Here is a 17340-nt window from a genome sequence, read left to right as displayed (position 1 = left end):
AGCCCCTTCACTAACCTACTCTTTTATTTCAATCTTAATCGGCGACCATTCACCTATAATAACTTGATCATGCACAGAAACGCTGCCCTCCGGCGTTAAATCCTTCTCTGTCATTATGCCGAGCGCAACGGTGAATTGATTAAATTTGACAGGCACATCACGTTCCCTGCGTATCTCCTTGCCATTAATAAAGAAAACCACTTCATCAGCAGATCGATTATACGAAATTTTATAAGTATTGAACTCTCTTGCCTCAAAATCTGTATCTTCTTTGAATACGCAAAAATATCGTGTTTTGTCTGTCTCAGGCACTTGCACTCCTGGGAACGGCAGTACTGCGTACACACTTGCATATTTATCATTGCTAGCAAAAAAGTCCAATGCTCCACCAGTAGAAAAATCCAACAAATTCAAGGATACGAAGCCATCATACAAATCATTTGGCGCTGTATTTTGTGAACGAGCGCGAATTTGCAGTTCAAAGCTTATTTCTCCTGTTTCGGGCACCTTTACAGGCTCAGCTGAATAATACATATGCTTTGCGTTATCTAGAATTTGGATTTGATCATTAGAACGGCTTAGCGGAGCCCGCACATATAAAATACCATTGCGAACGATAACGACCGCGTTCGGCTCGCGATACTGCCAGAAGGAACCGTCAGGAAGTGGAAATCCGCCTATCTTCCATACTTCTCCCTCGTTTAATATCGTATGAAAATCGCCTAATGTCCATTGCTTTTCCATCATCTGACCCTCTTTCTAAGTTGAGTTTATTACAAAAGTCCTTGAACAATTAAAGATAAAATTAATATTAATCCGCATTGAATCGTTGCTCGTAGCGATGCTCCCATTAAAGGCAAATACGCTCTAGACTCATTGGATGAAGTCAATCTCCCATACACCATATATAGCGGAATAGCGGTAGGTAGCGCAAGTAGAGCGAAGATTGGAAGCGCTTCTGTTATTACACATAGAACGAGCGATAAATAGGCCAGCGCGAGCAGCGCTCGAGAGAATAACAACGCTCGACGTTCGCCCCAGACGACAACCAGCGTCTTCTTGCCTGCTTGCCGATCAGCCTGCCAATGCAAGAAATGGTGATTAAACAAAATTAAAGTCGTAAGCAGTCCGATTGGCAGTGACAAAAGCAGCGCCCGGTGATCAAGCAATGAAGTTTGTACATAATAAGCGCCTACAACCGGCAAAATGCCAAATGACAACAGGATCGCAATTTCGCTATATCCTTTGCCTCGATATCCAAACTGAATGGGCGGAGCCACATAGAAATATGCAATCAAAGCGCCGAGCACGCCGAATACGAGCACCGGCCAACCGCTATAAACACTAAGTATAATACCACATATAGCTGCAATGGCGAACAATGACCATGTAACAGCAGCAAATACACGGATGCTCCACGTCCCTTTGGTCAAATAACCAGAGTTGGTTGAAATTGCCCCTTCCGTCGTCGACGCTTCGATATCCGTTCCATTATAATAATCCCAAAGATCATTAATCATGTTGGAAAATAAATGAGCTGCCCCAGCTCCAAGCAGTGTAATGGCAAACAGCAGCGGATTAAATATTCCATTCCAAACATAGGCACCCAGCGCGCCTAACGCAACCGGAATAAGCATAACCGGAATAACACGAACCCTAGATGCCTTCAAAAATTGTTTAAACATTGTTGCAATCCCCTCTACGTTGTCTTTAGTACAATTGAACCACTACTGTTCACTGGTAGTCAACTGATAACCGATGGATTTAATATGAATCCTGAATCGGCAAATAGGTTATATCGTTAAAAAGGCAGGCATAACCCACTTAAGCTAAACTGGGTTGTGCCTGCCTGATACCGCATTTTTTACTTGATCATAAAACTAACATTCTACATCTACTGCTGATTAAGGAATATGGTAGCATTGCAATATCGTCTCGATATGGAATTAAAGTAGGAGGTTTGAATAGAAATAACAGCAATGAGCAATAAATTACGTACCGATTCCCTTTGCTGGTCGGATAAATTAGGCAGTCGACTTGCAAACTGGTTGGCAGAAGTACGAATGACTCGCTCAGTTATTGAATCCCGATGAGGATTTCCTCTCAATTGTCCGGATATATCGAGCAGTTGGTCATTATTCGCATCAAGCTCTTCAAACATACTCGTGTAAGATGCATAGAGTTCTAAAGGACCAGCTAAATCAGCCGTCTCATCCTCAGGTTTTTTTAAAACAATTTCAAGCAGCTTGCGTATCGATTCAAAATCTAGGTTAGATTTCAAATCATCAATGATAAATAAAAGCGCCGCTTGGTTTAATGAATATTTTTTGCCAGCCTTTGGACAATCAAAATAACGTTTAAAATCTCTTTTAACCCAATTTTGCATCGATGTAATCGAAAGGTTCGAATATTCTATCAGCTGTCCCAAATCCGCAATCTCATGAAGAGATAAACCCTTCATTTCATTACCTTTAATCAGCTTCTCAACAATTGGCGGTAATATCATAGCAAGAAAAGAGGGCAGTACTGCTCCTTCCTTCAGCTCGGATTGATGTGTCTTACTCCATGCGGAATGCAGAACTTGGAGCGGCTTCTGACCAAAGCTCCCATCCATAGCAAGCAGCAAGCAAGCCATTTCTTTTCGAGTAAGCGTAAAAGATACCATAGTCGCTCCTCCTTTTGCAAAATAATATGAATCAATAGTGGCAAAGAACACTTCTGACCACACTGGATATGTTTTAAATGTTACAAGTTCTTATGAACTCATCATATGTCCGAGCAAGACAGTTGTAAAGGGTCGAAAATCAATGAGAATAAGCTTTTGCTTATCGAATAATCGCTCTCAAAGCGCTTTAACGTCTGTTAACGTTGGATATGGTGTTTGTCACAACCACTAATCATTCGTTATAGTAGTTTATATGCATTCAAAAATCTATAAAAAAAAGGGTAGTGAGAAACGGAAATGGGTATAGGATTTAGTTTATTCATGATTGCTCTTCTTATTTTATTAACTGCTTTTTTCGTCGCAACGGAGTTTGCAATTATTAGACTACGTTCAAGCAGAATTGATCAGTTAGTGCTTGAGGGCCGGAAGAACGCGCTTGCCGTTCAAAAGGTTACGAGCAACTTGGATTCCTACTTGTCAGCCTGTCAATTAGGTATAACAATCACAGCACTCGGGCTTGGCTGGTTGGGAGAACCAACAGTTGAACTATTGCTTTTACCCTTATTTGAAAACTGGAATATTAGTGGTGATTATAGTCATATCTTATCCATTATTATCGCATTTAGTTCAGTAACGTTTCTTCACGTCGTAATCGGTGAACTTGCTCCAAAAACATGGGCTATTCAGAAGGCTGAATTTATTAGCTTTCATACAGCAAAACCGATTATTCTTTTCTACAAAATTATGTTTCCGTTCATTTGGTTACTAAACGGCTCTGCTAATGCATTAGTTCGTCTGTTTGGTCTTAAACCTGCTACTGAGAATGAAGAAGCGCATTCCGAAGAAGAGATTCAAATTATTCTTAACGAGAGCTACCAAAGCGGTAAAATTAACAATACGGAGTATGGATACGTTAGCCGAATTTTCGCTTTTGACGAATTGCTTGCCAAAGAAATTATGGTGCCGCGCACCGATATGATTTGTTTATATACAAACAAATCACTGGCAGATAACATGGACATTATACGTAAGGAACAATATACACGCTTCCCGGTTGCACAGGAGAGCAAAGACAACATTGTAGGCATGATTAATACGAAGCAGCTATTTCTGGAGCTTGAGCAAGACAAAGGTTTCGATTTCAAGAAGATCGTTTATCCTGTACTTAGCGTATCTGAGGTTACACCAGTCAAAATGCTTCTCAAAAGAATGCAGCTAGAACGCGTTCATATCGCTATTCTTGTAGATGAATACGGCGGAACTTCTGGACTTATTACGATCGAAGATATTCTTGAAGAAATAGTCGGTGAAATTAGAGATGAATTCGATGCTGACGAAAGAAAAGAAGTCGAACAGCTCTCTGATACAAGCTACCTGCTTGATGGCAAAGTTTCACTAGACGAGCTTACTGTCCTAACAGGCATGAACTTCGAGGATGAGGATGTTGATACGGTTGGCGGCTGGCTTTATAGTCAAGTCCAGGATCCTAAACCGGGGAAAGAGCTTTTTTACGAGCAATACAAATTTATTATTCGTGAAACGAGTAAAAATAGGATACGCAAAGTGGAAATGCAATTTCAGGATAAAGATGATGAGTCCGAAATTGAAAGTGAAACTGCATAAACCATTTCCTATCAAAAGGCCATTCCAACAATGCGGGTGGCCTTTTTTATAGCTATTTTTAATAAAAATAAAAAACTTTAAAAAAAACACTTGCCATTCTATAATATTCTGTGTAATAATACATCTTGTGTCTCACACATAACACGTGCCGTTGTAGCTCAACTGGTAGAGCAACTGACTTGTAATCAGTAGGTTGGGGGTTCAAGTCCTCTCGACGGCACCACTTCTTTCTCGGGACGTAGCTCAGCTTGGTAGAGCACCTGGTTTGGGACCAGGGGGTCGCATGTTCAAATCGTGTCGTCCCGACCATAGAGAATTGAACAAATGAAATACATATATAGAAAAAAAAGAAAGAAGCTTGAGAAATCAAGCTTCTTTCTTTTTTTCTAATTGTTCATCTGTCGCTAGCAGCAGCTCCGCTAAATCATCAAATCCGCTTTCAACTGCGTAATCGGCTGCTGTTCTCTCACTGTCATCTGTTAAAGCAGGATTTGCTCCTGCATTCAATAACAGCTGAGCAACTTCGATAAACCCATTCGTCGCTGCGGTCATTAACGGCGTCCAGCCATTGCTGTCCTGCAAATTTGGATTTGCTCCGTGGTCAAGCAGCAATGCAACGATCTCTTTACTGTCATTGTACAATGCAACAGTTAATGCTGTTTCTTCATACGTGTACTCTGCGAAATCCAGATCAGCGCCTGCCTCAATTAAAGCTCCAGCAATTGCCGTGTCGTTATTTTGTGCGGCCCACATAAGCGCTGTCCAGCCCTCTTCATCCGATATATTCGGATTGCTTCCAGAGTCCAGCAATTGCTGTACACGATCATAATCGCCTTCTAAAGCGGCTCCTAACAACTCATCCTCAGATGACTCCAAGAAGGTTTCTGTTATCTTTGTAATGTTATCAGCGAAAATAACACCTACTGAGGCTGCGCCTACAATGACAACTACGATGGAAAGGACAACAATAATGCCCACTTTGGAGGTGCGAAACACAACTTGTGAGCTAATACCCATATATTGTTGGATTGCATGAATGCGTTTTGGCAGCGGAGGATGTGTGGACAGCTTTTCTGCTAACCAAACAAAGAACCCTTTTTCCTGACTGCACTGCATAACATACTCTTCACGATCAACTTTTTTGTACAGTGACTTGCCAATTGCCAAAATCGTCAAGCCATTCATCGCCGCCTCAGCATCTTCACAGTAGTATGTGGCCATCCGATCACATGTATACTCACAAGCGCGCGAATAGGCTTCACCAATGAACGGAAACCATAATGCAGGCAGGATGAACAATTGCTTAGTTAAATGATTCCGTTGAATATGGGCCAGCTCATGAGCAATGACAAAGGAAACCTCCTTGCTTCCTCCCGTTTGAATCAACTCAAATAAGTCCGAGTAGAGCACGATCATATTTCGTCCAAAGAAACGCGATGCGAATGCGTTTAGTACACCGCTGGACTCCATAACGTATATGTCTGGCACCTTATAGAAGCCCATTTTATTGCACTGTGCCTGTATCTCTTCATATACCTCTGGAAACTGCCGCGGTGTAATACGGACGCCATTTATTCGGATACTCGCCATCATAATCGCTTGGGCGAGAAGTGGCAGAAGGACTATTATTGGTATAATAAACCATCCGATAATCGAAATAAATAAAGCGAAATACACCAAAATACTAAAAATTAATGCAATTACATAATACCGATTCTCCTTCCGATGAATAAGTGATGGATCTGTGTAGTTCGGACTCAATTCATACAACCCCTTCTAAAAACAATACCAATAGTATACACGAATTCCCTTCTGGCGTGTAAAAAAAAAGAAGCTCCGGCTTATTAGCCTGGGAGCCCCTCTCCATTTTCAGTTTTCTATTGATCAGAGTCATCCCATTTTTTGGAATATGCTTTCTTCGTGATCCATAAGGTCATCCAAGAAAGCAATAAAACGATAACGCCAGAAACAACCCAAATTCCAACAGGAACATCCATCTACATTTGCCTCCCTTTATCTATTGCGTTTATTTTACAACATATTTTCGAATAAATTCATCCAAACCGTTAACAATTTAGCAATTTTTCAATTATTCTAAGCTTATTAGCAAGGGGGCTGATCGAAATAAAGTTCAATTTGAACAAAACCAACTTATAAATAGTGGACTACAGTTTGCGATATTGGCTAATCATTACTTCCGATGTGATCCATTTGCGGAATAATAGAAACAATAAGAGTGCTGGCACGCTAAGCAGCGCTCCCATTTGTAACACTAAAGGAACATTCTGCTCACCTGATTGCATAAGCTGCATGAATCTCATTACGGGCGAATACGCTTGTGAATTTGATGTATACATCAAAGAAGGTAAATATGAATTCCATAAGGATACGAATTGAAGGATGCCGAGAGCTAGTAACGGCTTCCATATTTTCGGAATGAAGATTGTAAAAAACGTGTTTAACTCACCTCTGCCACCAGTCTCAGCATCAGCTTTCAAAGCGCTGTATTTACTATTAAAAATACTTTTTAGAACAAACACACTTACGAGATTAAAGAACCCCGTAAAAAGCTGAGGAAATATCGTGTTTGTTATCCCCATATTGTGAAAGAACATATACTCATTCACTGACCCTGCACTCATTACTAATAGAACGATCAAAACTAGTTTATATAGCCCGCGGCCAGGTAAACTCTTCACAGTTAGCGGATAAGCAAGAGTAACTGTGATAAGCAAGTAAATCATCACTGCCGCAAAATTTATAAACAGGAAAAGAATGACGTTTCCTATGGGGAGCAGTTCAAATAATGTGATGCTCCCTTCTTCTTTGCCTGCTACAACTGGGTATACAAATAAGAAGTAGATCGGAAGCAGCGCAACAATGGCGCATAATGCCGTAATAATTGTTCCCGCTAAGCTCCGACCTTTATTGTTAGCCAGAACATCGACATTTGGTGAAAAGCTGCTAAATAGCTCACTAAAGAACGATCCTTTTATTATAAAATAGGCAGCTATCGTTAATAACAATTGAATAACAAACTGTATAACTCCTGCTGCTGCACTGACACTGACTTCCATATTCAGTAAACCCGTTCTGAAATTGTACGTACTAAGGACATCCCCGCTTTCATAAACCAAAGGATTTAACAAGCTATGAATAAGCTCGGGGTCTGTAGATAATAGGACGGACATTTGAATAATCATGAATGCTGCAACCGCTTTGAGCGCAGGTATGACATTCATTTGAATGTAACTCGCTTTATACGACATGCTAGCCGAAGACGAAGCATGCTTGGAAGCAATAGCAGCAAGAGAAATCACGATCGGGATGCCACAGGTTTTGAGCACCTCAACAAATATCAGATAAGGCGGGAAGAGTGCAGGATCAGCCAATACGAATAGTTCCCCTTGAAGGAATGGAGATTGTGACGGTGAAACGAGAAAAATGGCAATATAGGCGAAAACTGCAGACGGAATAAAGAATGGAATTAGAAACAAGGAAGCAAAGGCTTGTCGCAGCCATTTGGAGCTTATACTACTCAAAGCTAACGCTATTATGAATGCAGCTGCACCACTGACTAAGATATATCGGATTTTTATTACTAGTGTATTGGTCAGGACATTTAGAAAGTTGCGTTCTTTAAACAAATAATCAAAGTTGTTAAAACCAACCCATTCGCTATTGAAAATACCTAGAAACGGTTTAAAATCAGTTAATGACAACAAGATCCCGTATACTAATGGACATATTTTAAAAATAAATAAGAGCATAAATGCAGGAATAACAATAATATAGTGAAGCTTATATTTCCAAATTCGTTGCGAGAGCGATAAATCATTTTCCATTTCATGTACCTCCTCCTAATTTGCACCAATTATAACCTCTTATTATGCAATTGTCATTGATAATATGATTGGTAACCTCATCAAGTGCCATGTATAATAAAGGAAAAGAGATAATAAACGCTATAATCGACAGGAGATAAAGAAATGGATTTTCGCTTGGATTTATTGGAGAATAAAATAGAATTTTTTGAAGCCTACGACCTAAAAACATTAGAACTCAAAATCGACCAGCAGGTTCAAAATAATAAGGCGCTTATGCTCGATGTATTTACGGTCAGCCATCATGCTGTGTTTAACCATAAGACGGAGAAGGTACACTATACAGCTGTTGTTCATTTTAAAGCTAAGAAATGATTAATTTGTTGCCCAAGTAACGATACCTAGTTTAGTTTGACTGTATTACATCCAATCAAAGCTCCATCAAAAGTGAAATTTTTGAGTTAGACTGTATTTTATCCAACCAAATCATGTATGCAACGATTAAATGGTCCCAAACATTGTGTTTGATTGGATATTTTACATTCAATCAATAAAAAATGAGATAGATGGACTTTTGAATGTACAAAATCCATGCTAACCGGCTTTCAATCGCTTACATACAAAGGGATCATGAATAAATCTTATACTCCCCGATTATTAAAGAAAGACCATTGCCTCTCTCCGATCGAGAAGCAATGGTCTTTTTATTTGAATGTTATCTAGTCGTATCGAATTACATCTTCGTTATTTTTTTGGCTTTACGTCATACTTGAGGTCATCATAAACGCTTTTCTCCCATAATGGAACCCCTGTCCGATAGGCCGCCCGTCCATTCATATGTCCGGCAACAGGCGAAGTTATGAATACGAATAAAATGCCTAGAAGCAGCTTCACACTAACATGATCCAAATAAAGCATAAAATAGAGGAACCCTCCAAAGAGGATTAACAGTACGCCTAACGTCGCGCTTTTGGTCGCCGCATGTGACCGTAAATAGACGTCTGGCAGCCGGATCAAGCCAAACGCGCTTAACGCGCAAATCAAAGCTCCTGACAATATCAATAGTCCAATCAGCAGCTCGCCAATCTTACTCATCATCTCCATGCTCAATAACGACACCCCTTTCGATATATTTGGAGAATGCTATTGTACCGATAAATGTAAGAACTCCTATCAACAATATAATGTCCATATAGGCAACAGTTTTGAGCAGCATACAAATAATCGCGATCATCGACAATAAAATAATGCCGATTGTATCTAATGCCGCAATTCGGTCCGCCATAGATGGTCCTTTTAGCAAACGATACATACAGCCAATGATTGAAAACGATAATATGATCAATGAAGCCGTCAGAAAATGTGTGATCATGACCGGGTCACCTCCATGATAGCAAGCTCAAAGCTATTTCTAATTTGATCTGAGAGTATATCTCTGTCTTCTATATCCATCGCATGAATATATAAAGTCCGACCATCATGAGATACATCTAATGTAAGTGTCCCTGGAGTCAAGCAAATGAGACAGGAAAGCACCGTTATTTCCCAGTCTGACTCCAGCTCCGTCTTATAGGCGAAGATGCCTGGACGTATCGCAAGCTTTGGACGTATTATTTGTCCGATTACAGCGAAGCTCGATATGAACAGCTCTTTGTTAAACAAGATCAGCAGCTTAAGTAAAGGTCCTATTTTTTTGATGTAAAATACAATATGCATGACCATCTCCACTACTCCTTTAATACGGCGTCAATATAAATGGTCGGATTGATCAACGTATCTCCAGCTTCGGATACAAACTGGTATACCCATTCCGAACCAAAGCCCATAAGAATCACAATGAGAAACAGCCCGAATGCGGAAAGGGTCATTCCCCTGCTAACTACTGGAGTCTGTCCTATCTGCAGCTTCTGTTCTGTCTGGTGCTTCTCTTCTCCCCAGAATGCGAGCATAAAGATTCGAATTAAGGAATAAAGCACGATTAAACTTGAACCGAGCGAAATCGCCGTTAACCAGTATGCCTGATCATATAATCCACCTCGAATTATCATCAGCTTACCTGCAAAGCCGCTAAATGGCGGAATTCCCGCAATCGCTAGCGCAGCTATCAGAAACATCCATCCCATTAAAGGAAAACGTTTGATTAAGCCGCCCATTTCCTTAATATGATTAGTGCCGGACGCTTTAATAATCATTCCACCTAAAATAAACAGCAGCGCTTTGGCAATCATGTCATGCAGCAAATAAAATATAGCGCCATCCAATGATTCCTTCGTAGCTACACTCAGTCCAAAGGCGATGAAGCCGACGCTGATTACGACATTGTAATTCATAATGCGATGGATATCAGAATAGGCAACCGCCCCAATCGCACCTAAAATCATGGTGGCTGCAGCCATCCATCCGATCCAGCTATGTGTCACTAATGGCTCATGATAGAAAATGAGGGTAAACATACGTATTAGCGCGTACAAGCCCACCTTAGTCAGTAATGCCCCGAACAAAGCCGTAACTGCTGCGGGTGGCACGCTATAAGAGCCAGGCAGCCAGAAGAACAAGAACAAACCCGCCTTGAGCGAGAAGACAACGATAAACAATATCGCAATGACGTTCAGTACGCCACTCTGACCCGCTTCCGCCACACGAAGTGATAAGTGGGCCATATTAAGCGTTCCAACAACACCATACAAATAAGCGACCGCCGCAACAAATAATGTAGACGAAATAATATTGATCAATATATATTTTAACGTTTCACGAAGCTGACGTTTTGTTCCTCCCAATACGATCAACGCATAAGATGAAATGAGCATAACCTCGAAGCAGACAAACAAATTGAACAAATCGCCCGTAAGAAACGAGCCGGTTATTCCAACGAGCAAAAATTGAAAAAACGGGTAGAAGTAATAGCGCTCTCTCTCCTTGCCAATGCTGCTAAACGCATAAAACAAACAAAATGAACTTACGATAGCGGTTGTAAGCACGAGTATGGCGGAGAGCATATCAGCTACGAACACAATTCCATAAGGCGGCAGCCAGCCTCCCATATGCAGCGTCTGAATCCCTTCCTCGCGAACCTTGTACAAGATCATAATGGCAACACCAACATTAAGAACCATGCTTATCGCGCTAATCCATTTTTGCAGAGTTACCTTCTTATTAAGAAAGATAAGGATAACAGCTGTACACAAAGGGATTAGGATCGGAAATACTAGCAAGTTAATCATCCTCGCTCCCCCTTAGCTGCTCCATATCATCCGTCCCTAATTTCTGATAAGCCTTATAGGCGAGCACAAAGAAAAACGAGGTTACACCGAAGCTGATCACGATCGATGTAAGAATAAGAGCCTGTGGCAAAGGATCGACGTAGGACATTATTTTATCCCCAAGCAGCGGTGCCGCACCTGTCTTTAAACGAGACATGGTCAGCAGCAGCAAGTGAACGCCGTGCGTTAGAAGAGAAGTGCCCAATATAATGCGCAGCAAGCTCTTCGATAATAGGAGATAAACACCGACTGTGAATATTACACCAATCGCAAGTGACATATATAGCTCCATTGCTACTTATCCCTCCCTATTGTCAAAATTATGGTCATCGTAATACCAACCACAGTCAGATACACACCCAGATCAAACAAGAGCGCTGTAGCCAGCTCAACATGTCCAATTATCGGAATATCAAAGTAATTAAAGGTATGGCTTAAAAAGGGCACTTTGAAAAAGAAGGACCCTATACCCGTCAACAAGGCGGTCGATAATCCAATTGCCGTCACTTTTCGAAAATCGAGCGGAATGACCTTCTGGATCGTTTTCATACCATACGCCATTGCAAGCAATACAAACGCTCCTGACGTGATAAGACCTCCAATAAACCCTCCGCCTGGTTTGTTGTGACCGACATAAAATAAATAGAGAGAGAATATCAAAATCATAATAACGACGGGTTTTGCAATTGTTTTAAGAATGACGTCATTACTTTTGACTGCAGAAACAGCGTATTCATGCTCTCTCTCTTGCTTAGTCTGCTTTGCTTCCTCTTTAGAATCTAGCTTCAGCTTGATTAAGGCATAAATGCCTAAAGAGGCGATTGCGAGCACTACGATTTCAAATAACGTATCGAAACCTCTAATATCTACGAGTATAACGTTCACAACATTTTTTCCACCGCCCAAATTATAGCTTTCTTTGAGGAAAAAGTCGGAAATGGACTCGAACGACCTGCTGCTGCTAGCGCTAAGTGCAATAAGGGTCATAATTATTCCGACACCGAGCGCGATCAGGAAATTTGATAGCTTGAATCGAATAGTTGCTACTTCTTTTTTTAATTTAGGAAGATGATAAAAGCACAGGAGAAACAACGCAACCGACACCGTCTCTACGACCATTTGGGTTAACGCCAAATCCGGCGCACGGAAAATAACAAAAAACAAGGTGACCATGTAACCAGCCGTTCCCGTTAAAATAATGGCCATTAATCGCGACTTGGCGAATGGCACGGCAATTACCGAAATCAACAGCACCGCAATAATAATCGCTTCGTAAGTTGACATTGGAGCATAGTTCGAACTGTCAAACGAAATATTCACAGGGCCCGCCATCGTAATACCTACTGCTGCGATTAGAAAAACAAAAATGTAGATGACATAGTGACGGATTGAACCCGTCATATACGTATTCGTTATTCGGTTGGACCATCGATCAAGCAATTGAAGACCCGAATCATACAATTGATTTAATGAGATACGATTAATAACAGGCTGATTAAGAACTCTGTATCGTTTGTGAAGTTTTAATAGTATTACCCCTAATAGGACAACACCTATTGTCATAAAAATTTCAGTCGTCCAGCCATGCCAAAATTGAATTTCAACCTCAAATCGCTCCCTCGCTTGCAACAGCTGTGGATGTATCGCCGCCATCGCCGGTGCAATCAATGAATAAGACAATATATTTGGAAACAGACCGAACACAACAGCTAAAGAAGCTAATACAATAGGAGAAATCAGCATCCCTGTTGGTGCTTCATGTGGTTTCTTCTCGAGTTTCTCGAGCTGTGCTTTACCTGTAAACGTTCTGAAAAGCAAAATCATGCTGTATCCAAATGTAAATATGCTGGCTATCCAAGCGATGAGCGGGAATAACACACTCAGCGTCTGCATGTTCCAAATATCCATTTGCATAATATTCAGCACCGCTGTAAAAAACATTTCTTTACTTAAAAAGCCGTTGAATGGCGGCAATCCTGCCATAGAGAACGTTCCTATTAAGGCAATTGAGAAAGTAACCGGCATGAGAGACATTAAACCGCCAAGCTTTCGAATATCTCTTGTTCCCGTTTCATGGTCAACAATGCCAACTACCATGAACAAAGCACCTTTGAATACGGCGTGGTTGATCAGATGGAAAATAGCAGCCATCGTTGCCTTCGCATAAAACAAAGAATCACTTGTACCCGTGTAGAACGCGGCCGCTGATCCAAGACCAAGCAAGCTCATGATGAGACCTAATTGACTGATCGTTGAAAAAGCAAGTATTGCCTTCAAATCCGTTTGTTTAAGCGCTCGAAAAGAACCATATATCAAGGTCACGATCCCAAAGACGGATACAAGCCAGAACCATTCCGCTTGCCCGGCAAATATGGGACTAAACCTCGCTACCAAGTAAAGACCCGCTTTGACCATCGTTGCGGAATGAAGATATGCGCTTACAGGAGTTGGAGCTTCCATCGCATCCGGCAGCCAAATGTGAAAGGGAAACTGTGCTGACTTCGTGAAAGCGCCGAGTAAAATAAGAAGCATTGCGGGAATAAATAAGGAGTTTCCAGCAAGTAAATCTACATTGCCAATAATCTCTCTGATGCTGAATGTACCCGTCATAACATACATCAGGACAAATCCAGCCAGCATCGACAGGCCGCCAAACACAGTAATTAGTAGTGACTTCAAGGCGCCATACTTCGACTTCTCCTTCTTATGCCAAAAAGCGATCAGAAGGAAAGATGAAATGCTTGTTAGCTCCCAAAACCCGTAAAGCACCATCATATTGTCTGAAATCACGACTCCAAGCATAGCCCCCATAAATAAGAGCAGATAAACATAAAAAGAATGAATAGCTTCCTTCCTCTTATTTAAATAAAAAATGGAGTATAGAATAACGAGAGCTCCGATTCCCGTTATAAGTAGAGCAAATAATAAGCTTAGTCCATCCAAATAAACCGTAAAATTAACGCCTAGCGACGGAATCCATGGGATTACCGCCATCATGCTCTCTCCATTCTGTATGGAAGGAATATGCGTAACAAAAAAAACGAAGAGCAATGCTGGCAAAGGCAGTATAAACCAGCCTGTGTGAATACGATTCAGCCATTTGTGTAGGAATGGGACTAATGCTGCAAATAAGAAAGGTAAAATGATAGCGATGTGCAGTAGAGACAATATTTCCACTCCTTAAATTTTTGTGAAACGAAATTTACTTCGAAACGCATAAAAACACTTCTCCATAAGCTTCTCCAATTTCCATTAAAAGTACGTCTTTTTCTCTTAAATTTCCAAAAAAACGCAAAAAGAGCCCGCTGTTGGCAGGCTCCTCCGGTAAAGCATAATTATTCGTTTGTTGGCAAAAGCATGATTAGTATATCCTTGTCAGCTTATTACTGTCAAGAATATTTACGCTATTTATAAAGTATCAGGCAGCGGCTTACGGCCGACAAATCCATCATTTAAGCCATGATAGTAGCCGATGCTCTCTTCGCCTTCTTTCCAGCAAATCAGAATATCCTCGCCATTCAGTACCGCAGGAAAGTCAATCAGCCCCGGATTAATCATTTTAAGGTGAACACCTTTTCGATTAAAGTTTTCAATTAACAGATCAGCTTCAATACGCATAAACTCAAGCTGGCCTTCCGCCTCGAAAAACGGATCTTGTATAGCGACAGCCTGAACCGATGATTGCATGTATGCTTTTTTTTCGTTTTGCAGCTCTGTATACTGTTTCTCAAATTGCTTTGATAATGTCTGAAGTCTAATTAAATCTACTTTCAACTGAGGCAGCAGCGCATTTGCTTCACTCAGCGTAAACGTTTTATTTTCCATTATGCATCCACTCCTTGCTTTTAAGTTTACTAGAAAGCGTCACCGATTTCCATTCTACTTAACGCAATCGATTATTTCGTTATTTTTCGTGTTAATACAGGAAATCCAAAAAAACAACCAGCCGCGATCAGTACTATTCCTACTATTAGGTCTACGATAGCCTATGCTCGGTAAAACGGGATTAGCAGCAAACTAATGATTGTATAATAGAGTAACGCATCACCTGATTGAAAATAGTGATGAATAATACCAATTATAAGCAGAATAAAGGCTCTGCGTAAATATACAAGAACGGATTACTTTCCTTTCTTCTCCGCGTTCGATAAAAACAAAAAAATCCAATGCCAAATAGGAGTGAAAATATCTCTTTCTCCTTATATCCGTTATTTGAATAATTATATAAGAAAGTGATATGCTGAGCTATCGATTGATGTGACAGTATCCATTACAAAATTGTAACACTTCTAAGCTGCTCTTAGAGTTGATATGAATAAGTATGCTGAGAATTATGGCAGAATCATTCTGGTTCTAGGGAGAGTGAGGAATGGGAGCTTTTTCGAGTGATCTGTTGAAGGATAAGGTAGTGCTGATTACAGGAGGCGCAACTGGGCTTGGACGTGCTATGGGGGAAAAGTTTCTAGAGCTAGGCGCTAAACTCGCTATCGCCAGCCGACGTGAGGAGGTGTTGAAACAGGCTTCCTCTGAAATGAGCATTATTGGAAATGAAGTGTTTTACAAAAGCTGTGACGTTCGAGACCCTGCGCAAGTTTTCGAATTAATTGAAGCGGTGGAAGCTCATTTTGGACATATTGATGTACTCATTAATAACGCGGCTGGTAACTTCATAAGTCCTACCGAGCGCCTCTCACCCAGAGCAGTAGATGCCGTCTTAAATATCGTCCTGCATGGTACCTTCTATACGAGCCTAGAGGTCGGAAAAAGATGGATTGAGCAAGGACGCGGTGGAACTATGCTTAACATAGTAACGACCTATGCTGCCACTGGCTCAGGCTTCGTCGTTCCTTCCGCTGCAGCAAAAGCAGGCGTTTTAGCCCTTACCCGTTCCCTTGCTGTAGAGTGGGCACCTTATGGCATTCGGCAGGTCGCCATAGCACCAGGGCCTTTTCCAACGGAAGGCGCTTGGTCCCGTCTCTCGCCTACTCCCGAACTGGAAGAGAAAATGTTAAGTCGAATTCCTCTTAGGCGGGTCGGTAATAAAGAAGAGCTTGCTAATTTGGCGGCTTATTTAATATCTGATTATGCAGCTTATATTAACGGGGAGGTCGTTACCATTGATGGAGGCGAATGGCTGCAGGGCGCAGGTCAATTCAATAGTTTATCAGAGGTTACTTCTGAACAGTGGAATACGCTTGCTGAGTTGACGCGAAAGGGAAAGTAAAGGATTAGACTGAACAATACAAAATATAAAGCGGTAGTCTAGGACAAGTAAATAAAGTACTGGACTACCGCATTCGTTGACAAAGAGCGACGCGAGGCTTTAAATGAGCTGCTGCTATTCGGAATGAAATAGATCCTATTCGCCGCTGTGAGCTGCTGCTATCCGGAATGAAACAGATCCTATTCGCCGCTGTGAGACGCTGTCCCTGGAGAAGTTTGCACGTTGAGATTAAAGGTTTATTGATAATGGAAAAATATTACTCATCATATTCAGATTTGACTGTATTTCATACAACTAACTCTATATCAAAACGACATATTTAACCTCAGACTGTATTTCATCCAATCTAATCGTCCATTCCGCAGACAAAGTGTTTCTAAATACCTATTAGATTGTATCATTTCCATTCAAACACATAGGAAAGTAAAATTTCAGCTGTTTGACTGTACAATATCCATTCTAATGTGTTACTGATGAATAACCACTTTTGGAACTATCTAGCTTTTATCATTACTCTTTTAGTTCGTTACACTTCTCTTTGTTCTCGTCATCTGGAAGGCAGCAACGAAATATAGAATCAGAACTAAACCAAAGAGGTTCCAGATACTTGGTACTGAAGCAATAGATAAATAAAGTCCACAAGGTAATGACCATATAAATATGATATACATGAGAAAACGATTTTTCATAAAAGAGTTTATGACGCCTAAAATCGCAGGTAAAATTAAAGTGATAAAGAAG

The 17340-nt window shown here is 40.9% G+C and carries 14 protein-coding genes, 2 tRNA genes and 1 pseudogene; 5 read left to right on the top strand and 12 right to left on the bottom strand.

The genetic code is table 11. The features are described 5' to 3' along the window. Positions 1-15 precede the first annotated feature (15 nt). From AC0YN7_RS02460 to AC0YN7_RS02450, 3 genes are all read right to left on the bottom strand, one after another. Positions 16-744: a DUF6081 family protein gene (locus AC0YN7_RS02460; protein ID WP_475808488.1), complete on the bottom strand. Its 729-nt coding sequence runs from the start codon at positions 742-744 to the stop codon at positions 16-18. Between the two features lie 29 nt (positions 745-773). Then, positions 774-1685, bottom strand: coding sequence for a prenyltransferase (locus tag AC0YN7_RS02455; RefSeq protein ID WP_475808347.1), 912 nt, complete (start codon positions 1683-1685; stop codon positions 774-776). A 209-nt stretch (positions 1686-1894) separates the two neighbouring features. Further along, a complete protein-coding gene (locus AC0YN7_RS02450) occupies positions 1895-2665 on the bottom strand; it encodes a DUF1836 domain-containing protein (RefSeq protein ID WP_475808346.1) in 771 nt (256 codons plus the stop codon). A 297-nt stretch (positions 2666-2962) separates the two neighbouring features. On the opposite strand from AC0YN7_RS02450, the gene AC0YN7_RS02445 reads away from it, so the two are divergent. From AC0YN7_RS02445 to AC0YN7_RS02435, 3 genes are all read left to right on the top strand, one after another. Beyond that, on the top strand, positions 2963-4288 hold the full coding sequence (locus tag AC0YN7_RS02445) for a hemolysin family protein (RefSeq protein WP_475808345.1): 1326 nt from the start codon (positions 2963-2965) through the stop codon (positions 4286-4288). Between the two features lie 147 nt (positions 4289-4435). Further along, positions 4436-4511: transfer RNA gene (locus AC0YN7_RS02440), tRNA-Thr, on the top strand. A gap of 9 nt (positions 4512-4520) precedes the next feature. Next, a tRNA-Pro gene (locus AC0YN7_RS02435) sits at positions 4521-4597 on the top strand. 57 nt (positions 4598-4654) lie between these two features. Here the strand turns inward: AC0YN7_RS02435 and AC0YN7_RS02430 are convergent. Further along, complete coding sequence (locus AC0YN7_RS02430) at positions 4655-6049, bottom strand: M48 family metallopeptidase (RefSeq protein ID WP_475808344.1); 1395 nt, start codon at positions 6047-6049, stop codon at positions 4655-4657. Positions 6050-6453: 404 nt separating this feature from the next. Next, complete coding sequence (locus AC0YN7_RS02425) at positions 6454-8133, bottom strand: hypothetical protein (RefSeq protein ID WP_475808343.1); 1680 nt, start codon at positions 8131-8133, stop codon at positions 6454-6456. 144 nt (positions 8134-8277) lie between these two features. On the opposite strand from AC0YN7_RS02425, the gene AC0YN7_RS02420 reads away from it, so the two are divergent. Beyond that, entirely contained in the window at positions 8278-8487 is a 210-nt protein-coding gene (locus AC0YN7_RS02420; protein ID WP_475808342.1) for a DUF2536 family protein, read from the top strand. 369 nt (positions 8488-8856) lie between these two features. Here the strand turns inward: AC0YN7_RS02420 and mnhG are convergent, their stop codons facing one another. The 7 genes and pseudogenes from mnhG to AC0YN7_RS02385 all read right to left on the bottom strand — a co-directional run bounded on the left by mnhG (position 8857) and on the right by AC0YN7_RS02385 (position 15200). Continuing rightward, the gene (mnhG, locus tag AC0YN7_RS02415) at positions 8857-9207 is read right to left on the bottom strand and encodes a monovalent cation/H(+) antiporter subunit G (protein ID WP_475808487.1); all 351 of its coding nucleotides are present in this window, start codon (positions 9205-9207) and stop codon (positions 8857-8859) included. Further along, positions 9200-9484: a Na(+)/H(+) antiporter subunit F1 gene (locus AC0YN7_RS02410; protein WP_475808341.1), complete on the bottom strand. Its 285-nt coding sequence runs from the start codon at positions 9482-9484 to the stop codon at positions 9200-9202. Before AC0YN7_RS02410 ends, mnhG begins: the two co-directional genes overlap by 8 nt. Beyond that, positions 9481-9816: pseudogene (locus AC0YN7_RS02405) on the bottom strand (Na+/H+ antiporter subunit E); the annotation flags it as partial. The pseudogene AC0YN7_RS02405 and the gene AC0YN7_RS02410, both read right to left, overlap by 4 nt. A 23-nt stretch (positions 9817-9839) precedes the next feature. Beyond that, positions 9840-11336 carry a Na+/H+ antiporter subunit D gene (locus AC0YN7_RS02400; protein ID WP_475808340.1) on the bottom strand — a complete coding sequence of 499 codons (1497 nt, stop codon included), beginning with the start codon at positions 11334-11336 and terminating at the stop codon, positions 9840-9842. Further along, the gene (locus tag AC0YN7_RS02395) at positions 11329-11667 is read right to left on the bottom strand and encodes a Na(+)/H(+) antiporter subunit C (RefSeq protein ID WP_475808339.1); all 339 of its coding nucleotides are present in this window, start codon (positions 11665-11667) and stop codon (positions 11329-11331) included. The genes AC0YN7_RS02400 and AC0YN7_RS02395 overlap by 8 nt, the downstream gene beginning before the upstream one ends. A 2-nt stretch (positions 11668-11669) precedes the next feature. After that, positions 11670-14543, bottom strand: a complete 2874-nt coding sequence (locus tag AC0YN7_RS02390) for a Na+/H+ antiporter subunit A (RefSeq protein ID WP_475808338.1) — start codon at positions 14541-14543, stop codon at positions 11670-11672. Positions 14544-14783: 240 nt separating this feature from the next. After that, positions 14784-15200, bottom strand: coding sequence for a DUF2203 family protein (locus AC0YN7_RS02385; protein WP_475808337.1), 417 nt, complete (start codon positions 15198-15200; stop codon positions 14784-14786). Positions 15201-15744: 544 nt separating this feature from the next. On the opposite strand from AC0YN7_RS02385, the gene AC0YN7_RS02380 reads away from it, so the two are divergent. Further along, positions 15745-16599: an SDR family oxidoreductase gene (locus tag AC0YN7_RS02380; RefSeq protein ID WP_475808336.1), complete on the top strand. Its 855-nt coding sequence runs from the start codon at positions 15745-15747 to the stop codon at positions 16597-16599. The last annotated feature ends 741 nt before the right edge of the window (positions 16600-17340 follow it).

It is taken from the genome of Paenibacillus sp. J31R122 (assembly GCF_056269185.1).
This window is presented reverse-complemented; position numbering and strand designations above follow the sequence as displayed.

Coding starts and splice junctions, on each gene's coding strand:
- AC0YN7_RS02460 (WP_475808488.1), bottom strand. CDS start 744: ATGGAAAAGCAATGGACATTAGGCGATTTTCATACGATATTAAACGAG.
- AC0YN7_RS02445 (WP_475808345.1), top strand. CDS start 2,963: ATGGGTATAGGATTTAGTTTATTCATGATTGCTCTTCTTATTTTATTA.
- mnhG (WP_475808487.1), bottom strand. CDS start 9,207: ATGAGTAAGATTGGCGAGCTGCTGATTGGACTATTGATATTGTCAGGA.
- AC0YN7_RS02400 (WP_475808340.1), bottom strand. CDS start 11,336: ATGATTAACTTGCTAGTATTTCCGATCCTAATCCCTTTGTGTACAGCT.
- AC0YN7_RS02420 (WP_475808342.1), top strand. CDS start 8,278: ATGGATTTTCGCTTGGATTTATTGGAGAATAAAATAGAATTTTTTGAA.
- AC0YN7_RS02455 (WP_475808347.1), bottom strand. CDS start 1,685: ATGTTTAAACAATTTTTGAAGGCATCTAGGGTTCGTGTTATTCCGGTT.
- AC0YN7_RS02385 (WP_475808337.1), bottom strand. CDS start 15,200: ATGGAAAATAAAACGTTTACGCTGAGTGAAGCAAATGCGCTGCTGCCT.
- AC0YN7_RS02395 (WP_475808339.1), bottom strand. CDS start 11,667: ATGGAGCTATATATGTCACTTGCGATTGGTGTAATATTCACAGTCGGT.
- AC0YN7_RS02425 (WP_475808343.1), bottom strand. CDS start 8,133: ATGGAAAATGATTTATCGCTCTCGCAACGAATTTGGAAATATAAGCTT.
- AC0YN7_RS02450 (WP_475808346.1), bottom strand. CDS start 2,665: ATGGTATCTTTTACGCTTACTCGAAAAGAAATGGCTTGCTTGCTGCTT.
- AC0YN7_RS02410 (WP_475808341.1), bottom strand. CDS start 9,484: ATGATCACACATTTTCTGACGGCTTCATTGATCATATTATCGTTTTCA.
- AC0YN7_RS02380 (WP_475808336.1), top strand. CDS start 15,745: ATGGGAGCTTTTTCGAGTGATCTGTTGAAGGATAAGGTAGTGCTGATT.